18 protein-coding genes are annotated in these 18,105 nt (G+C 60.7%); 12 read left to right on the top strand and 6 right to left on the bottom strand.

Features of this window, described 5'->3' with window-relative positions; genetic code table 11:
* Nucleotides 1–32 precede the first annotated feature (32 nt).
* The 3 genes from nudK to ACYAR8_RS13250 all read right to left on the bottom strand — a co-directional run bounded on the left by nudK (nucleotide 33) and on the right by ACYAR8_RS13250 (nucleotide 3,509).
* A complete protein-coding gene (gene nudK / locus ACYAR8_RS13260) occupies nucleotides 33–611 on the bottom strand; it encodes a GDP-mannose pyrophosphatase NudK (RefSeq protein ID WP_463580120.1) in 579 nt (192 codons plus the stop codon).
* 718 nt (nucleotides 612–1,329) lie between these two features.
* Complete coding sequence (locus ACYAR8_RS13255) at nucleotides 1,330–2,256, bottom strand: Gfo/Idh/MocA family protein (RefSeq protein WP_463580119.1); 927 nt, start codon at nucleotides 2,254–2,256, stop codon at nucleotides 1,330–1,332.
* A 65-nt stretch (nucleotides 2,257–2,321) separates the two neighbouring features.
* Complete coding sequence (locus tag ACYAR8_RS13250) at nucleotides 2,322–3,509, bottom strand: XylR family transcriptional regulator (protein WP_463580118.1); 1,188 nt, start codon at nucleotides 3,507–3,509, stop codon at nucleotides 2,322–2,324.
* Nucleotides 3,510–3,697: 188 nt separating this feature from the next.
* Here ACYAR8_RS13250 and xylA point away from each other — a divergent pair, with 188 nt between their 5' ends.
* From xylA to ACYAR8_RS13225, 5 genes are all read left to right on the top strand, one after another.
* Nucleotides 3,698–5,014, top strand: coding sequence for a xylose isomerase (gene xylA / locus ACYAR8_RS13245; RefSeq protein WP_463580117.1), 1,317 nt, complete (start codon nucleotides 3,698–3,700; stop codon nucleotides 5,012–5,014).
* Between the two features lie 400 nt (nucleotides 5,015–5,414).
* The gene (xylF, locus tag ACYAR8_RS13240) at nucleotides 5,415–6,416 is read left to right on the top strand and encodes a D-xylose ABC transporter substrate-binding protein (RefSeq protein WP_463580116.1); all 1,002 of its coding nucleotides are present in this window, start codon (nucleotides 5,415–5,417) and stop codon (nucleotides 6,414–6,416) included.
* A gap of 216 nt (nucleotides 6,417–6,632) precedes the next feature.
* Complete coding sequence (gene xylG / locus ACYAR8_RS13235) at nucleotides 6,633–8,225, top strand: D-xylose ABC transporter ATP-binding protein (RefSeq protein WP_463580115.1); 1,593 nt, start codon at nucleotides 6,633–6,635, stop codon at nucleotides 8,223–8,225.
* Nucleotides 8,222–9,358, top strand: a complete 1,137-nt coding sequence (locus ACYAR8_RS13230; RefSeq protein ID WP_463580114.1) for a sugar ABC transporter permease — start codon at nucleotides 8,222–8,224, stop codon at nucleotides 9,356–9,358. Before xylG ends, ACYAR8_RS13230 begins: the two co-directional genes overlap by 4 nt.
* A gap of 341 nt (nucleotides 9,359–9,699) precedes the next feature.
* Nucleotides 9,700–9,885: a hypothetical protein gene (locus ACYAR8_RS13225; RefSeq protein WP_074885140.1), complete on the top strand. Its 186-nt coding sequence runs from the start codon at nucleotides 9,700–9,702 to the stop codon at nucleotides 9,883–9,885.
* A gap of 5 nt (nucleotides 9,886–9,890) precedes the next feature.
* Here the strand turns inward: ACYAR8_RS13225 and dusA are convergent, their stop codons facing one another.
* Nucleotides 9,891–10,901 (bottom strand): tRNA dihydrouridine(20/20a) synthase DusA, encoded by a 1,011-nt coding sequence (dusA, locus tag ACYAR8_RS13220; protein WP_463580113.1) that lies wholly within the window; start codon nucleotides 10,899–10,901, stop codon nucleotides 9,891–9,893.
* 451 nt (nucleotides 10,902–11,352) lie between these two features.
* On the opposite strand from dusA, the gene ACYAR8_RS13215 reads away from it, so the two are divergent.
* From ACYAR8_RS13215 to tal, 7 genes are all read left to right on the top strand, one after another.
* Nucleotides 11,353–11,796, top strand: coding sequence for a CsgE family curli-type amyloid fiber assembly protein (locus ACYAR8_RS13215; protein WP_463580112.1), 444 nt, complete (start codon nucleotides 11,353–11,355; stop codon nucleotides 11,794–11,796).
* Nucleotides 11,793–12,239 (top strand): curli assembly protein CsgF, encoded by a 447-nt coding sequence (locus tag ACYAR8_RS13210; RefSeq protein ID WP_463580111.1) that lies wholly within the window; start codon nucleotides 11,793–11,795, stop codon nucleotides 12,237–12,239. The genes ACYAR8_RS13215 and ACYAR8_RS13210 overlap by 4 nt, the downstream gene beginning before the upstream one ends.
* Nucleotides 12,240–12,299: 60 nt before the next feature.
* Nucleotides 12,300–13,283, top strand: coding sequence for a hypothetical protein (locus tag ACYAR8_RS13205; protein ID WP_463580110.1), 984 nt, complete (start codon nucleotides 12,300–12,302; stop codon nucleotides 13,281–13,283).
* Nucleotides 13,284–13,335: 52 nt separating this feature from the next.
* Complete coding sequence (locus tag ACYAR8_RS13200) at nucleotides 13,336–14,238, top strand: CsgG/HfaB family protein (protein WP_463580109.1); 903 nt, start codon at nucleotides 13,336–13,338, stop codon at nucleotides 14,236–14,238.
* Nucleotides 14,222–14,731, top strand: coding sequence for a curlin-associated protein (locus ACYAR8_RS13195; protein WP_463580108.1), 510 nt, complete (start codon nucleotides 14,222–14,224; stop codon nucleotides 14,729–14,731). Before ACYAR8_RS13200 ends, ACYAR8_RS13195 begins: the two co-directional genes overlap by 17 nt.
* Nucleotides 14,732–14,736: 5 nt before the next feature.
* Nucleotides 14,737–15,045: a curli-like amyloid fiber formation chaperone CsgH gene (gene csgH / locus ACYAR8_RS13190; protein ID WP_122538663.1), complete on the top strand. Its 309-nt coding sequence runs from the start codon at nucleotides 14,737–14,739 to the stop codon at nucleotides 15,043–15,045.
* Between the two features lie 338 nt (nucleotides 15,046–15,383).
* Nucleotides 15,384–16,310 (top strand): transaldolase, encoded by a 927-nt coding sequence (gene tal, locus ACYAR8_RS13185; RefSeq protein WP_074885160.1) that lies wholly within the window; start codon nucleotides 15,384–15,386, stop codon nucleotides 16,308–16,310.
* A gap of 98 nt (nucleotides 16,311–16,408) precedes the next feature.
* Here the strand turns inward: tal and rssC are convergent, their stop codons facing one another.
* Both rssC and rssB read right to left on the bottom strand, forming a co-directional pair.
* Nucleotides 16,409–16,891, bottom strand: coding sequence for an anti-sigma factor antagonist RssC (gene rssC / locus ACYAR8_RS13180; protein ID WP_074885163.1), 483 nt, complete (start codon nucleotides 16,889–16,891; stop codon nucleotides 16,409–16,411).
* On the bottom strand, nucleotides 16,891–18,072 hold the full coding sequence (gene rssB / locus ACYAR8_RS13175) for a two-component system response regulator RssB (RefSeq protein ID WP_074885166.1): 1,182 nt from the start codon (nucleotides 18,070–18,072) through the stop codon (nucleotides 16,891–16,893). Before rssB ends, rssC begins: the two co-directional genes overlap by 1 nt.
* Nucleotides 18,073–18,105 lie beyond the last annotated feature (33 nt).

Raw genomic sequence — 18,105 nt, 5'->3', positions numbered from 1 at the left:
ACGTGACCTGAATCGTTTTGGTTCTGCAGTCTTCATTTCATCAGGCGCAGCTCCAGGTACTGCAGGAGCATGATGGTCTTGCCGTCATTGATTTCGCCGCTTTCCACCATGGCGATGGCCCGCTCGAAATCCAGCTCCAGCACCTCGATGTCTTCGCCCTCCTCTTCCAGCCCACCGCCGTCGCTGACCCGATCGCCGGGCCGGTATTCGCCGATAAAAAAGTGAATGCGCTCGGTCACCGAACCCGGGCTCATGAAGGCATCGAAGATCTTCTTCACCGAGCGCACGACGTAGCCGGTTTCTTCCTCGGCTTCCAGGCGGATGCGCTCTTCGGGGCTGGCGTTGTCCAGCAACCCTGCTGCTGCTTCGATCAAATAACCATCGTGGCCGTTGACGAAGGCCGGCATGCGGAACTGCCGGGTCAGCACCACGGTGCGGCGCTCCAGGTTGTACAACAGAATCGTCGCGCCGTTGCCCCGGTCGTAGACCTCGCGGGTCTGGGACTGCCAACTGCCGTCACGGCGTTGCAGCTCGAAGCTGTATTTCTTGAGCACGTACCAGTTGTCTGAGAGGAGTTGTTCGTCAGTGATGCGGATGGGGGTGGATGGCATATAGCGGTCCTTGATAAATGCGTTTTTTGATATCGATTGCCAACGGTGATCCCGCTGATTCAACGCGATCACCTTGTGGAGCCGGCTTGCTGGCGAATCCGTTGTGCCAGGCGATGCGGTGATGAATGGCCAACCGCGTTCGCCAGCAAACCGGCTCAGATTTGTGCTCGGCGGAGCTCTATCGTCCGCCGTGAAAACGGCGATTAAACTGGCCGTTTCCCGAGGGTAAGCCTGCGATCAGTAGTCGCGCCGCATCGCTTTTTGTGGGACCGGCTTTAGCCGGGAAGAGGCCAGTGTAAGGACCCTCATATTGGCGGTGTCACACCCGACGTCTTCCCGGCTAAAGCCGGTCCCACTAATAGGCGTTGCATACCCTGCAGGAGCGCGCTTGCCTGCGAAGGCGTCGGATCAGGCAACGCCGTGGCAAGGGTCAAACATGCTCGCGCCGCACAAAAACCCCGAACTATTGTTTCCATCGATTGCCAACATAGTCACGAACGCCGTTCTGTTTGCCCGTGCAAATCCGGATGATGGCGACACTGATTAACCAGACAAGGATTTGCCCGCAATGTCCATCAACATGACCATTCTGTTGGCCCTCATCGTTTCGTTCTCCATCGCCCTGGTCGGCGTGGTGCATATCTGACGACGGCGTTCGCCGTGCAGTAGGCGCTGAGGCCCGATCCGGCACACCCGACCGGGCCATCGATCGTCGCTTTTATTCGTGAAAAGCCGCCACCGTCTCCTTGCTGCCGACAAAAAAACTGTCGGCGACGATGCGCAGCGGCTGCAGATCCAGGTCGCTTTTGCCCGTTTCGATAAGCCGCGCAAAGTGCCCGTACATGGCAGGGTACTCGCCCTCCTCAGACACGCTCTGCGCCACGCCGTCGATGCTAACCTGCGCGCCGCCCGCGTCCAGACGCATCACGCCTTCGTTGCAGTGCAGCTCGATGCTCCACTGCTCGTTGACGCTGTGATCGAAATCCAGTTCGGCGACCACCTGCACGTCCTCACCGGAACGCATTTGCAACGACGCCGCAATCGGCGACTGGCAATTGCTCGGTACGCTCAGGTTGGCCGACTCGACGAACAGCGCACGGGGCAACAGTTCGGTGACGATCGACAACGCGTTGATGCCCGGATCGAACACGCCCAGCCCGCCTGCCTGCCAGATCCACGCCTGGCCCGGGTGCCATTTGCGCACCTGCTCTTTCCAGTCGATCCGCACCTGTTTCAGGGTCTTGCCCTCAAGCCATTGCACCGCATTGCGCACGCCCGGGGCGAAGCGTGAATGCCAGGCGAACAGCCCGCTGACGCCCGCCGCATTGACTTCGTCGATCAGGGCGAGCGCTTCGCCCAGGGTCGAGCACGGCGGCTTTTCCACCAGCACGTGTTTACCAGCCTTCAGCGCCTCTTCAACCAGCGCAAAACGCCCCTGGGGCGGCGTGCAAAAGGCGATGGCGTCCACCGCCGGGCCGCCCGCCAGCAACTCTGCCAGCGAGCTGAAATTGGGCACGCCAGGACAGTGCTGACCCAGCGTCGCAACAGCCACCAGCTCAAACCGGTCACTGGCGTGGATTGCCGGCACGTGCTGGTCCTGGGCGATCTTGCCGTAACCCACCAGCCCTAAACGAATCGGATGCATCGATGACTCCTGTGATGTTGTCTTTGTTATGACAGACGCGCCCATACGGGACGCCCTAAAGCAATTCAATGAAGCGGTGCTGCCTCGCCCTGCTGATATTCGCGGGGGGTACAGCCGAACTCCCGGCGGAACACGGTGTGCAGGTATTGCGCGGACTTGAAGCCGCAGTTCTGCGCGATGTCGGCGATGGCCGCGTCACCGTGTTTGAGCCCTGACGCCGCGGCCGTGAGTTTGAAGCTCAGAATCTCGTCGTGCACGCTACAACCGCGCTCCTTGCGAAAGTGCGATTCCAGCGAAGAACGGGAAATGCCGACGTAGCCCGCGACCTGGGCGGTTTTGATGCCCTGGCAGGCGTACTGGCGAATGAAGTGCAGCGCCTGCATGACATACGGATTACCCAGCGGTTGATGCAGGCTGGAGGCCTGAACGTTGATGGCCTCGGGCGGCACCAGGATCTGGCGGGCGGTCGAGGGCATACCGTGGAGCATCTGGTGCAGCAACTGCGCCGCCGTTCGCCCCATGCTTTGCGTACCCTGGGTCACCGAACTCAGCGGCACCCGCGTCAGGGTGCGGGTCAGCGGGTCGTTGTCAATGCCGATCAGCGCCACCTGCTCGGGCACCGCAATGCCCGCAGTCAGGCACGCCTGCAGCAACTGCCGCGCACGGGCATCGCTGACGGCGATGATACCGATGGGCTTGGGCAGGCTTTGCAGCCAGGTAATCTGTTGCTCGACGGCGCTGTCCCACAACGGCGCGCTGGTGCTCAGGCCGCGATAGACCTCCCCGTGCAAACCGTCGCGCTGCAACAGCCGGCGAAAGGCTTTCTCACGCTCCTGAGCCCAGCGATTGCTCTGGGCTTCCGGCAGGCTGAAACAGGCGAATCGCGTCAGACCGGCCTCGATCAGGTGCTCGTAGGCCAGTTTGATCAGGGCGAAGTTGTCGGTGGCGACGTAGGGAATATGCTTCGGGTAGGCCCGCTCGTCCTCGTAGGAACCGCCCACCGCCACCACCGGCAAGGTGCTCCCGGCCAGCGCCTCGCCGATCAGCGGATCGTCGAAATCGGCAATGATGCCGTCGCCCTGCCAGCGCTCGATCCCTTTGAGGCGGCAGAGAAAATCCTCTTCCAGAAACAGATCCCAGGTCGCGCGGGTGCTGCTCAGGTAATTGCCGATGCCGGTGATGATGCCGCGGTCGTAGATCTTGCCGCCGTTGAACAACAGGGCGATGCGGTGAGCGGGCGGGACGGTTTTCATTATTGTTCCCCGGGCCTGTGAAGCGAGTCGGCACAGACTAGGCCTGCGCCGGGGGAATCTCAATACTCAAAATCGAACACCGAGTTGGTGATTTTCGCAATCGGGACGGACGGGGCCATTGTTAGTATCGGGGCACAGGCACTCACACATCGCCGGTTAACACTGGCAAGAATAAGAAGGAAACCCCGATGCCCTGCTTCCCCGATGTCGACACCATTCGCTACGAAGGCCCCGGCAGCGAGTCGCCCCTCGCCTTCCGCCATTACGACGCCAACAAGATCATCCTCGGCAAGCCCATGCGCGAACACCTGCGCATGGCCGCCTGCTACTGGCACACCTTCGTCTGGCCCGGCGCCGATATGTTCGGCGTCGGCACCTTCAAGCGTCCGTGGGTCAAGGCGGGGGACGCCATGGAGCTGGCCCGTTTGAAAGCCGATGCGGCGTTCGAGTTCTTCTCCAAACTGGGCATCGACTACTACAGCTTCCACGACACCGACGTCGCCCCCGAAGGCGCCAGCCTGAAAGAGTACAGCCACAACTTCGCGCAGATGGTCGACGAACTCGAACGCCATCAGGAGCAGAGCGGCATTCAGCTGCTGTGGGGCACTGCCAACTGTTTCAGCAACCCGCGCTTTGCGGCTGGCGCTGCGAGTAACCCGGACCCGGAAGTGTTCGCCTTCGCCGCCGCACAGGTCTTCAGCGCGATGAACGCGACTCATCGGCTCAAGGGCTCGAACTACGTGCTATGGGGCGGTCGTGAGGGTTACGAGACGCTGCTCAACACCGACCTCAAGCGTGAACGCGAGCAACTGGGACGGTTCATGGCCATGGTGGTCGAGCACAAACACAAGATCGGCTTTACCGGCGACCTGCTGATCGAACCCAAACCCCAGGAGCCGACCAAGCACCAGTACGATTACGACACCGCCACGGTGTTCGGTTTTCTGCAACAGTTCGGGCTGGAGAAGGAGATCAAGGTCAATATCGAGGCCAACCACGCCACCCTCGCCGGCCACAGTTTTCACCATGAAATCGCCACCGCGGCGTCCCTCGGCATCTTTGGCAGCATCGACGCCAACCGTGGCGATCCGCAGAACGGCTGGGACACCGACCAGTTCCCCAACAGCGTCGAAGAGCTGACCCTGGCCACTTACGAGATTCTCAAGGCCGGCGGTTTCAAGAACGGCGGCTACAATTTCGATTCCAAAGTGCGCCGGCAGAGCCTGGACGAAATCGACCTGTTCTACGGCCACGTCGCGGCCATGGACGTGCTCGCGCTGTCGCTGGAGCGGGCTGCTGCGATGATTCAGGACGACAAACTGCAGGCGTTCAAGGACCAGCGCTACGCCGGCTGGGACCAACCGTTCGGGCGCGCCGTGCTGTCGGGGGAATTCAGCCTGGATGCCCTGGCGCAGCACGCGATGGACAATGAACTCAACCCGCAAGCCGTCAGCGGCCGCCAGGAAATGCTCGAAGGCGTGGTCAACCGGTTTATTTATCCCTGACAGCAGCCGCCCGCGATCCCTGCTGGATGGATGCTATGTCTTTCGTAGGACCGGCTTCAGCCGGGAAGAGGCCAGTGGTAGCACCCTCACATTTGCAGTGTGACGACTGACGCATTCCCGGCTAAAGCCGGTCCTACCAGTCGAGGTCATCGCCAAATCCGCTGGATGGACGCGATGCTTTTCGTAGGACCGGCTTTAGCCGGGAAGAGGCCAATGCGTGCAACATTCATCTTGCGGTGTGACGCCAACAGCTTCCCGGCTAAAGCCGGTCCTACTGAGGGAATTGCGTTGGTTACATTCTCACGACAATTCCCTGCTCGCGGTGCGCGGCCAGTCTCTACAGTTCCACCGGTAAATGCTCGAAAAGTGTCTCTAAACAAAAATAACAGGACGCAACCCCATGAAGAGTTTCAAGACTACCCTGCTCGCCAGTGCCCTGGCACTGCTCAGCCTGCCCGTCATGGCCGATTCGGCCCATCCGAAAATCGGCTTCTCCATCGACGATCTGCGCCTTGAACGCTGGTCCCGGGACCGCGATTACTTCGTTGCGGCCGCAGAAAAAATGGACGCCAAGGTGTACGTGCAGTCCGCTGACGCCAACGAGCAGAAGCAGATCTCCCAGATCGAAAACCTCATCTCCCGGGGCGTCGACGTCATCGTCATCGTGCCGTTCAACGCCACCGTGTTGACCAACGCCGTCGCCGAAGCCAAAAAAGCCGGCATCAAAGTGGTGTCCTACGACCGACTGATTCTCAATGCCGACATCGACGCCTATATCTCCTTCGATAACGAGAAAGTCGGCGAAATGCAGGCGGCCGGCGTGCTCAAGGCGGCCCCGAAAGGCAATTACTTCCTGCTCGGTGGTGCGCCCACCGACAACAACGCCAAGGTGCTGCGCGAAGGCCAGATGAAAGTGCTGCAGCCGGCCATCGACAAGGGCGACATCAAGATCGTCGGCCAGCAATGGGTCAAGGAATGGAACCCGACCGAAGCCCTGAGCATCGTCGAAAACGCCCTGACCAAAAACAGCAACAAGATCGACGGCATCGTCGCCTCCAACGACGCCACCGCCGGCGGTGCGATTCAGGCCCTCGCCGCGCAGAAACTGGCCGGTAAAGTGCCGATCTCCGGGCAAGACGCCGACCTGGCCGCGGTCAAGCGCGTGATCGACGGCACCCAGACCATGACCGTCTACAAGCCGCTGAAACTGATCGCCTCGGAAGCGGCAAAACTGTCGGTGCAACTGGCGCGCAACGAGAAGCCTACCTTCAGCTCGCAGTACGACAACGGCACGAAGAAGGTCGACACCATCCTGCTGACCCCGACGCCGCTGACCAAGGACAACATCGATCTGCTGGAGAAAGACGGGTTCTACACCAAGGATCAGATCGCCGGTAAGTGATCACCCTTTGCAGGCTGCCATAGCTGCAGTGTGAGCCTGCACCGACACCTGTAGGAGCGTGGCTTGTCCCGCGAGCAGCGGGAGCCCGTCGTAAAACCTGACACTGTGGTTTGCCTGACACAACGCGTCTGCTGAATTTACGACGGCTTCGCAGCCGGTCGCGGGACACGCCGCGTTCCTGCACGAGAACTCCGGCCTGTCCTGGAATACCGCGCCATGTCCGATTACCTGCTGCAAATGAACGGCATCGTCAAATCCTTCGGCGGCGTCAAAGCACTCAACGGCATCGACATCAAGGTGCGGGCCGGCGAATGCGTCGGCCTGTGCGGTGAGAACGGCGCCGGCAAATCAACGCTGATGAAAGTCCTTTCGGCGGTCTATCCCCACGGCACCTGGGAGGGCGAAATCCTCTGGGACGGCCAGCCGCTGAAGGCGCAGTCCATCAGCGAAACCGAGGCCGCCGGGATCGTCATCATTCATCAGGAACTCACCCTCGTCCCCGACCTGTCGGTGGCGGAGAACATTTTCATGGGTCACGAACTGACCCTGCCCGGCGGGCGCATGAATTACCCGGCGATGATCCACCGCGCCGAAGCCTTGATGCGCGAACTGAAAGTGCCGGACATGAACGTCGCCCTGCCGGTTTCACAATACGGTGGCGGCTATCAGCAACTGGTGGAAATCGCCAAGGCGTTGAACAAACAGGCGCGCCTGCTGATCCTCGACGAACCCTCTTCGGCCCTGACCCGCTCGGAAATCGAGGTCCTGCTCGACATCATTCGCGACCTCAAAGCCAAGGGCGTCGCCTGCGTCTACATCTCCCACAAACTCGATGAAGTCGCCGCCGTTTGCGACACCATCTCGGTCATCCGCGACGGCAAGCACATCGCAACCACGGCCATGGCTGACATGGACATACCCAGCATCATCACGCAGATGGTCGGCCGCGAGATGAGCAACCTCTACCCCACCGAACCCCACACCGTCGGCGAGGTGATTTTCGAGGCGCGCAATGTCACCTGCTACGACGTCGACAATCCCAAACGCAAGCGCGTGGACGACATCTCGTTCGTGCTCAAACGCGGGGAAATCCTCGGCATCGCCGGGCTGGTCGGGGCCGGGCGCACCGAACTGGTCTCGGCGCTGTTCGGCGCCTACCCGGGCCGTTACACCGGAGAAGTGTGGCTGGACGGTAAGCCCATCGACACACGCACGCCGCTCAAATCCATCCGCGCGGGGCTGTGCATGGTTCCCGAGGACCGCAAGCGTCAGGGCATCATTCCAGACCTGGGCGTGGGCCAGAACATCACCCTCGCCGTGCTCGACAGCTTCGCCCACCTGACCCGCATCGACGCCGAAGCCGAGCTGGGCAGCATCGACAAGGAGATCGCGCGCATGCACCTGAAGACCGCGAGCCCGTTCTTGCCGATCACCAGCCTCTCCGGCGGCAATCAGCAAAAAGCCGTACTGGCGAAAATGCTGCTGACCCAGCCGCGGGTATTGATTCTCGACGAGCCCACTCGCGGTGTGGACGTTGGCGCCAAATATGAGATCTACAAACTGATGGGCGCGCTGGCGGCCAGTGGCGTGTCGATCATCATGGTGTCGTCGGAGCTGGCCGAAGTGCTCGGCGTCTCCGACCGGGTGCTGGTGATCGGCGAAGGCCAGTTGCGCGGGGACTTCATCAATCAGGGCCTGACCCAGGAACAGGTGCTGGCGGCCGCACTCAGCCAGTCCGGGGACGCCCTTGCTGCGCACAACAAAAACAATAACGACCGGCCAGGTGCTGTGGGAGACGCGCGTCAATGAATCAGCTCAAGCAACTGTTTACTCGCTACAAAATGCTCGCCCTGGTGATCGCCATCGCGGTCATCTGGCTGTTCTTCAGCTGGGAAACCGACGGGGGCTTTCTGACGCCGCGCAACCTGTCGAACCTGCTGAGGCAGATGTCGATCACCGGGATTCTGGCCTGCGGCATGGTGCTGGTGATCATCAGCGGCGAGATCGATCTGTCGGTGGGCTCACTGCTCGGACTGCTCGGCGGCGTGGCGGCGATTCTCGACGTGGTCTACCACCTGCCGCTGCCGCTGAACCTGTGCATCGTCGCCGGCTGCGGGCTGTTGATCGGCCTCGCCAACGGCTGCATGACCGCGTACCTGCGCATCCCCTCGTTCATCGTCGGCCTGGGCGGCATGCTGGCGTTTCGCGGGATTCTGCTGGGGATCACCGGCGGCACCACCATCGCACCGGTGTCGCCGGAACTGGTCTACATCGGTCAGGGTTACCTGCCGCCGCTGGTGGGGGTCGTGCTCGGCGTGCTGCTCTTCGCGCTGACGCTGTTCCTGACCTGGCGCCAGCGCAGCAACCGCGCGCTGCATGGGCTGGCCGCCCATTCGCTGGTTCGGGATGTGGTGCGCGTGGCGGCGATAGGGGCCGTGCTTGCGGGCTTCGTCTACACCCTGAACAGCTATGACGGGATTCCGGTGCCGGTGTTGCTGCTATTGGTCCTGCTTGGCGTCTTCAGCTACATCACCAGCCAGACCGTGTTCGGCCGCCGCATCTACTCGGTGGGCAGCAACATGGAAGCCACGCGCCTGTCCGGTATTAACGTGCAGGCGGTGAAATTGTGGATCTTCGGCATCATGGGCGTGATGTGCGCCCTCGCCGGCCTGGTCAACACCGCCCGCCTGGCGGCCGGTTCACCGTCGGCGGGCAACATGGGCGAACTCGACGCCATCGCCGCCTGCTTCATCGGCGGCACCTCCATGCGCGGCGGCTCGGGCACCGTCTACGGCGCCCTGCTCGGCGCCCTGGTCATCACCAGCCTCGACAACGGCATGTCCATGCTCGACGTCGACAGCTACTGGCAGATGATCGTCAAGGGCAGCATTTTGGTGCTGGCGGTGTGGGTTGATGTAAGTACGCGGGCTGGGCGGCGGTGACGATGGATCAGGTCGAGCCGCTGCCTTTTCAGTGCCTGAAATACCGCCTTCGCGAGCAAGGTGGAGCGCCACCAGAGTCGCTTCCACAAGTCCTGTATGCGACACGGGGCTTGGGTTGTACACGGACTCCCTGTACGAGGTTTGGAAACGGCTCAATACCTGCGTCTGATACGAAACCTGTAGGAGTGAGCTTGCTCGCGAAAAGGCCGGTACAGCCGCCGCAATTCCTGAGTCAGGAATACCGCATTCGCTAGCATCTCCCTCCAACATGTTGGCTATCTCCTGCCCCGACGCGGAGTGACGGCGTAACATACGGCCAACTACCCAATCACGAGGTTGCTATGACCGAACCATCGCCGAACCATCCGGAAGATCTGCCCAAGGCCCTCGCTGATCTCGCCATGGCCCAGGAACACGACAGGGCATTGACTGCCCAGATCGAGCAGGCGGTTAGCGAGGCCGACCAAGGTAAGTTCGCGAGTGATCAGTACGTCGCAGAAATGCGCGCACGGCGCTGGACGCGATAGTCCGTTCACCGCCCCTCCAGCAACTCTCCCGCCCGATCCAGCAACCCCAGCGGGTCGTCCGTCTTGTGAATGTCCACCGAGAGCATCTGCCGGAACTTGCGCGCGCCGGGGAAGCCGGTGCCCAGGCCCAGCACATGGCGGGTGATGTGGTGCATGGAGCCGCCTTCGCGAAGGTGCGCTTCCACATAGGGGCGCATCAGCCTGAGGGCTTCGGCGCGGGTGATCTGCGGGGCGTCGCTGCCAAACAGTTCGCGGTCCACGCCTGCCAGCAGGTAGGGGTTGTGATACGCCTCGCGGCCGAGCATCACGCCGTCGAAAGTGGTCAGGTGTTCCTGGCACTGCTCCAGGGTCTTGATGCCGCCGTTGAGGATGATCTCCAGCTCGGGAAAATCCTGTTTCAACTGCGCAGCGATGTCATAGCGCAGCGGCGGGATGTCACGGTTTTCCTTGGGCGACAGGCCTTCAAGAATGGCGATGCGGGCATGCACGGTGAAGCTGGTGCAGCCGGCGTCGCGCACGGTGCCGACGAACTCACAAAGCTGCTCGTAACTGTCGCGACCGTTGATGCCGATGCGGTGCTTGACCGTCACCGGAATCGTCACGGCGTCGCGCATGGCCTTGACGCAATCGGCCACCAACTGCGGATGCCCCATCAACACCGCGCCGATCATGTTGTTCTGCACGCGATCGCTCGGGCAACCGACGTTGAGATTGACCTCATCGTAACCCGCTGCCTGAGCGAGACGCGCACTGGCGGCAAGGTCGGCCGGGTTGCTGCCGCCCAACTGCAACGCCAGCGGATGCTCCGTTTCGTCGTGGCGCAAGAAGCGCTCTGTGTCGCCGTGCAGCAATGCGCCGGTGGTGACCATCTCGGTGTAGAGCAACGCATTCTTCGACAGCAGACGCAGGAAGAAACGGCAGTGACGATCCGTCCAGTCCATCATCGGGGCCACGGAAAAACGCCGTGAGGGCTCGGACGGCAGGCGGTCGGTACGGGGTTCTGTGATAGGCAGCATGGGAGCAATAAGCAGATCGGGCAAAGAGGACGCGCATTCTAACAGCTCGCACGCCCGACTGAAGCCGCTCCTGCCGAAAACGCGCCCCCTCTGCAGGCCGGCCGCATACGGCAATTAAGTAAGCAGCCACCAGAAAGTTATCACAACTTAACCGATACAACACAGTCATAAACTTCACGACCTTCCTAAGCATTAGCACGCTAACAACCCGCTTTCAAACGCGCTTCCTAATACATCAATAGTCGCCACTTTAATTAAGTCACTTCCCGGAAGATAATTTGACGCCATAAATTCGTACCTCTGCCGCGCTACTGCTTTACAAACAAACTTATCTAAATAAAAACAGAAGTTGACGCCAACAAAATAAATGAACTTTATTTTAATCAAACACTGGCAAACTATTTTTAATGAGATATAACAAGTAACAACCTGTACCCAAGATCGTACAAACATGACAACCCTTAAAGTTATCGGCCTATGGCTGCTGCCCCTGTGCGCCGTAACCACGGTGTTTGCCCAGCCCAGCGTGAATACTTCCGCGACGGTTGAACAGCACCGGACGCTTAACCACCGTGACGTCGGAGGCATTGTGATCGGCCAGACCATGACCCTGGCAGGCCGGACGTTTTATGACAGTTTCGCCAATACCTGGCGTGAGAAAGATGAAGCGGAAACGTTCACCGTCACCATTACTGAACGACCCACTGCGCGCTTAGGCAGTCAGGTATTCGTGGATTACGGCAACCGCCGCTTGTTTCAAATGTTCCTGCCGCCAAACCGCACGCTTATTCCGGCCATTGCAGCCGACGCGGCCGGTCAGGTGTATCAGGCCATTCTTGATTATCAATTGGCACAATTCTTTGGCGACCCGGACATGGGACGAGACGAGCTATGAAAGCACTCACTATTAATCGCAGTTTGGGGGTTGTCGCCAGCCTCGCCTTGATGGCCGGCCTCTGTTCAGGCGTCCTGGCCAGCGAGTTGGCGTATGTGCCGAACAACCCGTCGTTTGGCGGCAATCCGCTGAACGGACCGGTGCTGCTCAATCAGGCCCAGGCGCAAAACCATTACGTCGAAAAGTCTTCATCGTCCGGCGCCTACGCCGGGCAGACCGCGCTGACCCAGTTCAACAGCATGTTGCAGAGCGCCATCCTCAGCCGGGTGTCGTCGGCAGTGACGTCCAGCATCGTCGGCGCCAACGGCCAACTGGTGCCGGGCACCGTTGAAACCACCGACTTCCGCATCGCGATTACCAACCTGCAAGGCGGCCTGCTGCAGATCGTCACGACCGACAAAAACACCGGCCAGACCACCCAGTTTCAAGTGAATCAACCGTAAGGCCCGTCGCATCCGCTACCCCGCAACACCCCACTACAACACTGAATAAGGAACATCATCATGCAAGCACGCAAATCCTTACTGTCTCTGGCCATCCTGTTTGCGGTATCCGGTGCGGCCATGGCCGACTCGAGTACCGTCAATACCACCCAGGCAGGTTCTGACAACGGACTGAACGTCGAGCAGCGCGGCGCCACCCAGTCCAATGTCACCGTCAATCAGAACGGCGGACGCAACGGCGCAGGCGCTATTAACCAGACTGCCACTTACAGCAGCCTGACGATCAATCAGACTGGCTACTACAACATCTCCAGCGCCAAACAGGCGGGAAACAACAATACCGGCTCGATCACTCAAAACGGTGGTGGCCCTCAGCCGCAGATCGCCAGGCTCGATCAATCCGGGGGCTACAGCAAAGCGACCATTGATCAACAGGGCAACTACAGCACCAGCGCCTACGTCACCCAGGGCGGCGGCAATAACAACACCGCCAGCACCTCGCAATCCGGCAACAGCACGCGCGTCAGCGGGTCCATCACCCAGGACGGCAGCTATAACCTGGCGAGCGTCTCGCAGCAGGGCAACAACAACACCGTGACAGGCAAAGTCACCCAGGCGGGCAACAGCAACACCGGGACTGTTTCGCAACAGAATAACTACCCGCTGGTGTCCGCTACCCTGCAGCAGAACGGCAACAATAACCTGGGCTCGATTCAGCAGACGGGCACTTCCTTCACCACAGCAAGCGCTCAGCAGCGCGGCGACTTCAACACCCTCTCGATTTCCCAGACCGGCATATCGAAGAAGGCAGACGTGCAACAGTTCGGCAATGGCAACTACGCGTCCAGCACCCAGACCGGCCTCAACAACGAAGATACCCTCCTGCAAACCGGCAACAACAACCGAGCGATCTTGAGCCAGACCGGCGCCGGGACTTATCAGTCCGTCAACCTGATCGGCGTGACTCAATCCGGCAACAACATGGTCGCCAACGTCAGCCAGACCGGCGGCAGCGGCAACGTGGCAACGATCTACCAACACTAAGATGATGTACCCCGCCAGGGTCTGGCGGGGTTTTCTTGCGGGAAGAAAAAGAATGCGCGTCCGCCCCCTCATGTTGATCGTCATCGCCGTCATGCTGATTGCCGGCTGCACCACGTCCCGGCCTGCGGCGACCATTTCCCCGGCCACGCTGTCGCCTGCAACCCAGAGCCTGCGTGACCTGACCCACCTGCCGCCGCCCGCGGGTCCCATCAGCGTCGCGGTGTACGGCCTGCGAGATCAGACCGGGCAGTACAAGCCGTCCCCCGACAGCTCATTTTCCACCTCGGTGACCCAGGGCGCCGCGTCGCTGCTGATCAGCGCCCTGCGCGACTCACGCTGGTTCAAGCCGGTGGAACGCGAGAATCTTCAGGACCTGCTCACCGAGCGCAAGATCATCCGCGCGCTGGAGCAGCCCCAGGATCAGGCCCAAGTGCAACTGCCTGCGCTGCGACCGGCGAACATGATCATCGAAGGCGCCATCGTCGCCTACGAAAGCAACGTGCGTACCGGCGGTATCGGCGTTCGGTACCTAGGTGTCGGGCCGTCGGAGCTTTACCGCCAGGATCAGGTGACCGTCAACCTGAGGGCGGTGGACATCCGCACCGGTGACATCATCCAGAGCATCACCACCACCAAGACCATATTCTCGATTCAGGTCGATTTTGGCATCTTCCGCTTCGTCTCCCTCAAGCACCTGCTGGAGGTCGAGACCGGGGTGTCGCGAAACGAACCCGTGCAGCAATGCGTGCGCGAAGCGATCGAAACCGCGCTGATCCACATGATTGCCCAAGGTGCGCGGGACGGCAGCTGGAACCTGAAAAACCCCGCCGACCTGAACAAACCGCTGCTGCAGAGCTATCTGCAGAGCTACGACGAACAGATGACCACCTTGCCGCTGGGTGATGCGGACAAGGACATCGTTGCCACAGGAGAGAAGAATGGAACGCAACGCTAAAGGATTCGGCTGGATCGCAGCGGCACTGCTGCTTACCGGCACGCTCGCCCAGGCGCAGGATCTGGTGCGCGAAGACCGCTATGCGGACATCACCGTCGGCAACAGCGTCGCCACCATTTTGCAGATCGGCGCCTATAACAATGCTCGCGTTGATCAAAGCGGGACGCGACAGAATCAGGCGGTGAGTCAGACCGGCAGTCGCAACCAGGCGGTGGTCAACCAGAGCGGCGTCAACAATGCGATCACTGCACAGCAGAACGGCACGGCGAACACCGTGCAGGTCAGCCAGTCCGGCAACAGCAACCAGACCGGCGTAACACAGAACGGCACCGACAACGCCGCGAGCGTGGTTCAGACCGGCGCCTACAATCAGGCTTTCGTCGGGCAGTATGGTCAGGCCAACCAGGCCAGCGTCAGCCAGGCTGGATTCGGCGGCGCCGTCTCCATCAAGCAGTTCGGCGACCACATGAATGCCAGCGCGACCCAACGGTGATCTCGATGATGGACTTCACGCAACTGGTGGTGACGGTGGACGCCCAGCGCAGCGGCTCGACGGTGGTGATCCGCCCGCACCTTGAAACCCCCGCCCCGCTGACGCTGCAATACCGAATGACCGTCAGGCAGATCAGCGCCCAGGGCACTTCGGCGATCAATCAGGAGGGCGATCTGCAGAACGGCGTCGCGGCGAACAGCATCAGCCTGAGCCTGCCGGCCGAGGCAACGTGTCAGGTTCACCTCGAAGTCTTCGACCGGACCACTCTGATCAAATCGGTGGACAGCGATTGCAGTAATACGCCCGCCCGCTGATTCAGAAGGCGGCGGGTTCAGCAGGACTCGCCGCTCAGCGTCATCTACGCCGCCCAGTCCCTGACCGTCAGCGGATAAGATGACAGACACCGGGAACATCCCGGGCGGTCCGGGCTCCAACCAGTCTGGATCGAGTCTCCGCCCTCCTCGGGAACCGACAGACCATGACCCGCGCCGCCCTTTGAAAAAGCTCGGATTGTCCGGATCATGGCTGACGCGCAGGTATGCCGTTTGCGCAAATGCAAGCGTCTAAACCCGCCTGTCTGTCGCGGTTTACGCCCTTGAGTGACCGGCGGCGCTCGGGTAATGTCAGCACACCCACAGGACAGAGCACGCTCATGACTTCCAAGCTGGAACAACTCAAGCAATTCACCACCGTCGTTGCCGACACCGGCGATTTCGCTGCCATCGAAAAACTGAAACCCGTCGACGCCACCACCAACCCTTCCCTCTTGCTCAAGGCCGCTTCCAGCGACAGCAACGCTGACCGCTTGAAAGAAGCGTTCACCGGCAGCAAGGGCGACATCAACGTTGCCAGCGACCGTTTCGCCGTCGCCATCGGCCGTGAAATTCTGAAAGTGGTCCCGGGCCGCGTTTCCACCGAAGTGGACGCACGCCTGTCGTTCGACACACAGGCTTGCATCGAGCGCGCCGACCGCATTGTCGGTTTGTACGAAGATTTCGGCATCGGTCGCGACCGCATCCTGATCAAGCTGGCGTCGACCTGGGAAGGCATCAAGGCCGCTGAAGTGCTGGAAAAGAAAGGCATCCAGTGCAACCTGACCCTGCTGTTCTCCTTCGCCCAGGCCCAGGCTTGTGCGGACGCCGGCGTGTTCCTGATCTCGCCATTCGTGGGTCGCATCTACGACTGGTACAAGAAAGCCGAAGGCAAAGACTACGTCGGTGCAGAAGATCCGGGCGTGCAGTCGGTGACCCGTATCTACAACTACTACAAAGCCAACGACTACAAGACCGTGGTCATGGGCGCCAGCTTCCGTAACCTAAGCCAGATCGAAGAACTGGCCGGTTGCGACCGTCTGACCATCAGCCCTGACCTGCTGCAGAAACTGGCAGAAGACAACGGCACGCTGGCTCAGAAGCTCAAGCCGGGCAACGGCGGCGAGCCCCGCGTGACCCTCAACGAAAGCCAGTTCCGCTGGGCTTCCAACGAGGACGCCATGGCCACCGAGAAACTGGCCGAAGGCATTCGCCAGTTCGCCCGTGACCAGGTAGCCCTGGAAAAGATGCTGTCGAACAAAGCGTAACGTTTCAGGCATGTAAAAAGGGCGGCACCTTCACAGGTGCCGCCCTTTTTTAATGCCTCGGTTCAGGACCGGGGCGTGTTACAGGTGTTGGTCATGGTCTACTGGTGTTCGAGCGCATTGACCAGATCACGGAAGGCTTCGCGGTTCGAGTCGTTCAAGCCCATCAGGATCTTGTGGGCCTCAAGCACCTTGGCCTTGACCACCTCTTCGCACTGATCCTGGCTCGGCAGGTCGCTCAGGGCTTCAGGCCGGGGAATCGGCCGACCGACGATGTTGAACACCTGATCGAAGCCCATGGACTGCAACAGCCGCGTGATGTCTTCGTGGGTGGTGACGACCGTCGGCAACAACCCGGCCTTCTGGCGCGAGAGGATCGACAGCTTGGCCAGCAGACCGAGGGTGGTGCTGTCGATGCTGCGGGTTTCGGTCAGATCGATGACCACCGTCGAGAAATTCATCGAGGTGAAGATCCGTTCAATTGTCGCATCCAACGCCGAGCACAGCGTCAGACGCACTTCACCCACAAACTTGAGGACGAATGTGCCGTCTTGCTCGGCGAACTGGATTCTACCGGTACTCATTAAAGGTTCCTGCTCAACACTAACAAGGCGATATCATCCGGCATCTCCCCTAGCGTGGCCAATCCAAACGTCTGGCGCAGACCATCCAGGCTGCCCCCCGCCGCCTTGACCAGTTCGGGCAAGTTGGCTTCTTTCTCTTTGAGTGTATCACCTGGCAGAAGGTCCAGAATGCCGTCGGACAGCAGCGTCAGACTAAAGGACTCAGGCAGATCGATGACGTGATCCGTGTAAGTCGCTTCGTTGAACAGCCCAACGGGCAGACCACGGCCCTCAAGGTAATGCGTGTCACTCGGGGTGTAGAACACCGGCAGCGGCAAATGGCCGCCGACGCTGTAGGTCAACTGCCCGGTTTCCTCGTCGATCACACCGCCCACCATCGTCACGTGCTTGCCCAGCTTGCAGCTGATGAGCCCGCGATTGATGTGGCCCAGCACGTCGGACGGCTTGAATTCCGGCAAACTGCCGCCGCGCTTGGATTCGAACAGCAGGCGCGTGGTCATGAATTTCAACAGCACGGTGATGAACGCAGACGATGCACCGTGGCCGGACACGTCCGCCAGATAGAACGCAACACGGCGCTCATCCACCCGGAAATAATCAACGAAATCGCCCGACAGGTACAGGGACGGGATGATCTCATGTTCGAATTCGAACGCGTCGATCGCCCAGGGGCTGGTGGGCAGCATGTTCATCTGCACCTGACGGCCCGCGTCCTGGTCTTCCTGCAGCAAGTGCAGGCTGGCCTCGAGTTCGCGGTTGGCGGTCTCCAGCTTCTGTCGGTATTCCTGGTTTTCGTGGAGAAGGCGTGCCCGATCCAGCGCACGTCGGACCGAGTGCTCAAGCACGGCGAGGTCTTCGAGGGGTTTGATCAGGTAATCGGCCGCGCCAAGGCGCAGTGCTTCGACGGCATCGCTCATCACGCCTGCGCCGGACACCACGATGACCGGCGTTTCCGGCGCAAGGCTGGTGACCTGACGAATCAGCTCGAGACCGCCCACCTGCGGCATGCGCAGATCGCAGATCAGCAGATCGGGCTTTTCCTGCTCGAAAGTCTGGAGACCCTGCAGGCCATTACCGGCTTGCAGAACGCTGAACCCACTGTCTTCCAAATAGGCCGCGAGACTCGCGCGCACTACTTCGTCGTCATCGATGATCAGCAGCGTGGCACTGGTTTTTTGCATGTGGGCAAACGGCGCCAGATTAGGTTGGCGTAG

Source organism: Pseudomonas sp. HP_01, from assembly GCF_055284355.1.
The sequence above is the reverse complement of the archived record's forward strand: the minus strand, read 5'-3'. Positions and strand labels throughout refer to the sequence as shown.

Excerpts from the sequence above, each read along its gene's own strand:
- ACYAR8_RS13255 (WP_463580119.1), bottom strand. The coding sequence starts at position 2,256 with ATGCATCCGATTCGTTTAGGGCTGGTGGGTTACGGCAAGATCGCCCAG.
- ACYAR8_RS13225 (WP_074885140.1), top strand. The coding sequence starts at position 9,700 with ATGACCGAACCATCGCCGAACCATCCGGAAGATCTGCCCAAGGCCCTC.
- ACYAR8_RS13250 (WP_463580118.1), bottom strand. The coding sequence starts at position 3,509 with ATGAAAACCGTCCCGCCCGCTCACCGCATCGCCCTGTTGTTCAACGGC.
- ACYAR8_RS13230 (WP_463580114.1), top strand. The coding sequence starts at position 8,222 with ATGAATCAGCTCAAGCAACTGTTTACTCGCTACAAAATGCTCGCCCTG.
- csgH (WP_122538663.1), top strand. The coding sequence starts at position 14,737 with ATGATGGACTTCACGCAACTGGTGGTGACGGTGGACGCCCAGCGCAGC.
- rssB (WP_074885166.1), bottom strand. The coding sequence starts at position 18,072 with ATGCAAAAAACCAGTGCCACGCTGCTGATCATCGATGACGACGAAGTA.
- tal (WP_074885160.1), top strand. The coding sequence starts at position 15,384 with ATGACTTCCAAGCTGGAACAACTCAAGCAATTCACCACCGTCGTTGCC.
- ACYAR8_RS13205 (WP_463580110.1), top strand. The coding sequence starts at position 12,300 with ATGCAAGCACGCAAATCCTTACTGTCTCTGGCCATCCTGTTTGCGGTA.
- rssC (WP_074885163.1), bottom strand. The coding sequence starts at position 16,891 with ATGAGTACCGGTAGAATCCAGTTCGCCGAGCAAGACGGCACATTCGTC.
- xylA (WP_463580117.1), top strand. The coding sequence starts at position 3,698 with ATGCCCTGCTTCCCCGATGTCGACACCATTCGCTACGAAGGCCCCGGC.
- xylF (WP_463580116.1), top strand. The coding sequence starts at position 5,415 with ATGAAGAGTTTCAAGACTACCCTGCTCGCCAGTGCCCTGGCACTGCTC.
- ACYAR8_RS13200 (WP_463580109.1), top strand. The coding sequence starts at position 13,336 with ATGCGCGTCCGCCCCCTCATGTTGATCGTCATCGCCGTCATGCTGATT.
- dusA (WP_463580113.1), bottom strand. The coding sequence starts at position 10,901 with ATGCTGCCTATCACAGAACCCCGTACCGACCGCCTGCCGTCCGAGCCC.
- ACYAR8_RS13215 (WP_463580112.1), top strand. The coding sequence starts at position 11,353 with ATGACAACCCTTAAAGTTATCGGCCTATGGCTGCTGCCCCTGTGCGCC.
- ACYAR8_RS13210 (WP_463580111.1), top strand. The coding sequence starts at position 11,793 with ATGAAAGCACTCACTATTAATCGCAGTTTGGGGGTTGTCGCCAGCCTC.
- xylG (WP_463580115.1), top strand. The coding sequence starts at position 6,633 with ATGTCCGATTACCTGCTGCAAATGAACGGCATCGTCAAATCCTTCGGC.
- ACYAR8_RS13195 (WP_463580108.1), top strand. The coding sequence starts at position 14,222 with ATGGAACGCAACGCTAAAGGATTCGGCTGGATCGCAGCGGCACTGCTG.
- nudK (WP_463580120.1), bottom strand. The coding sequence starts at position 611 with ATGCCATCCACCCCCATCCGCATCACTGACGAACAACTCCTCTCAGAC.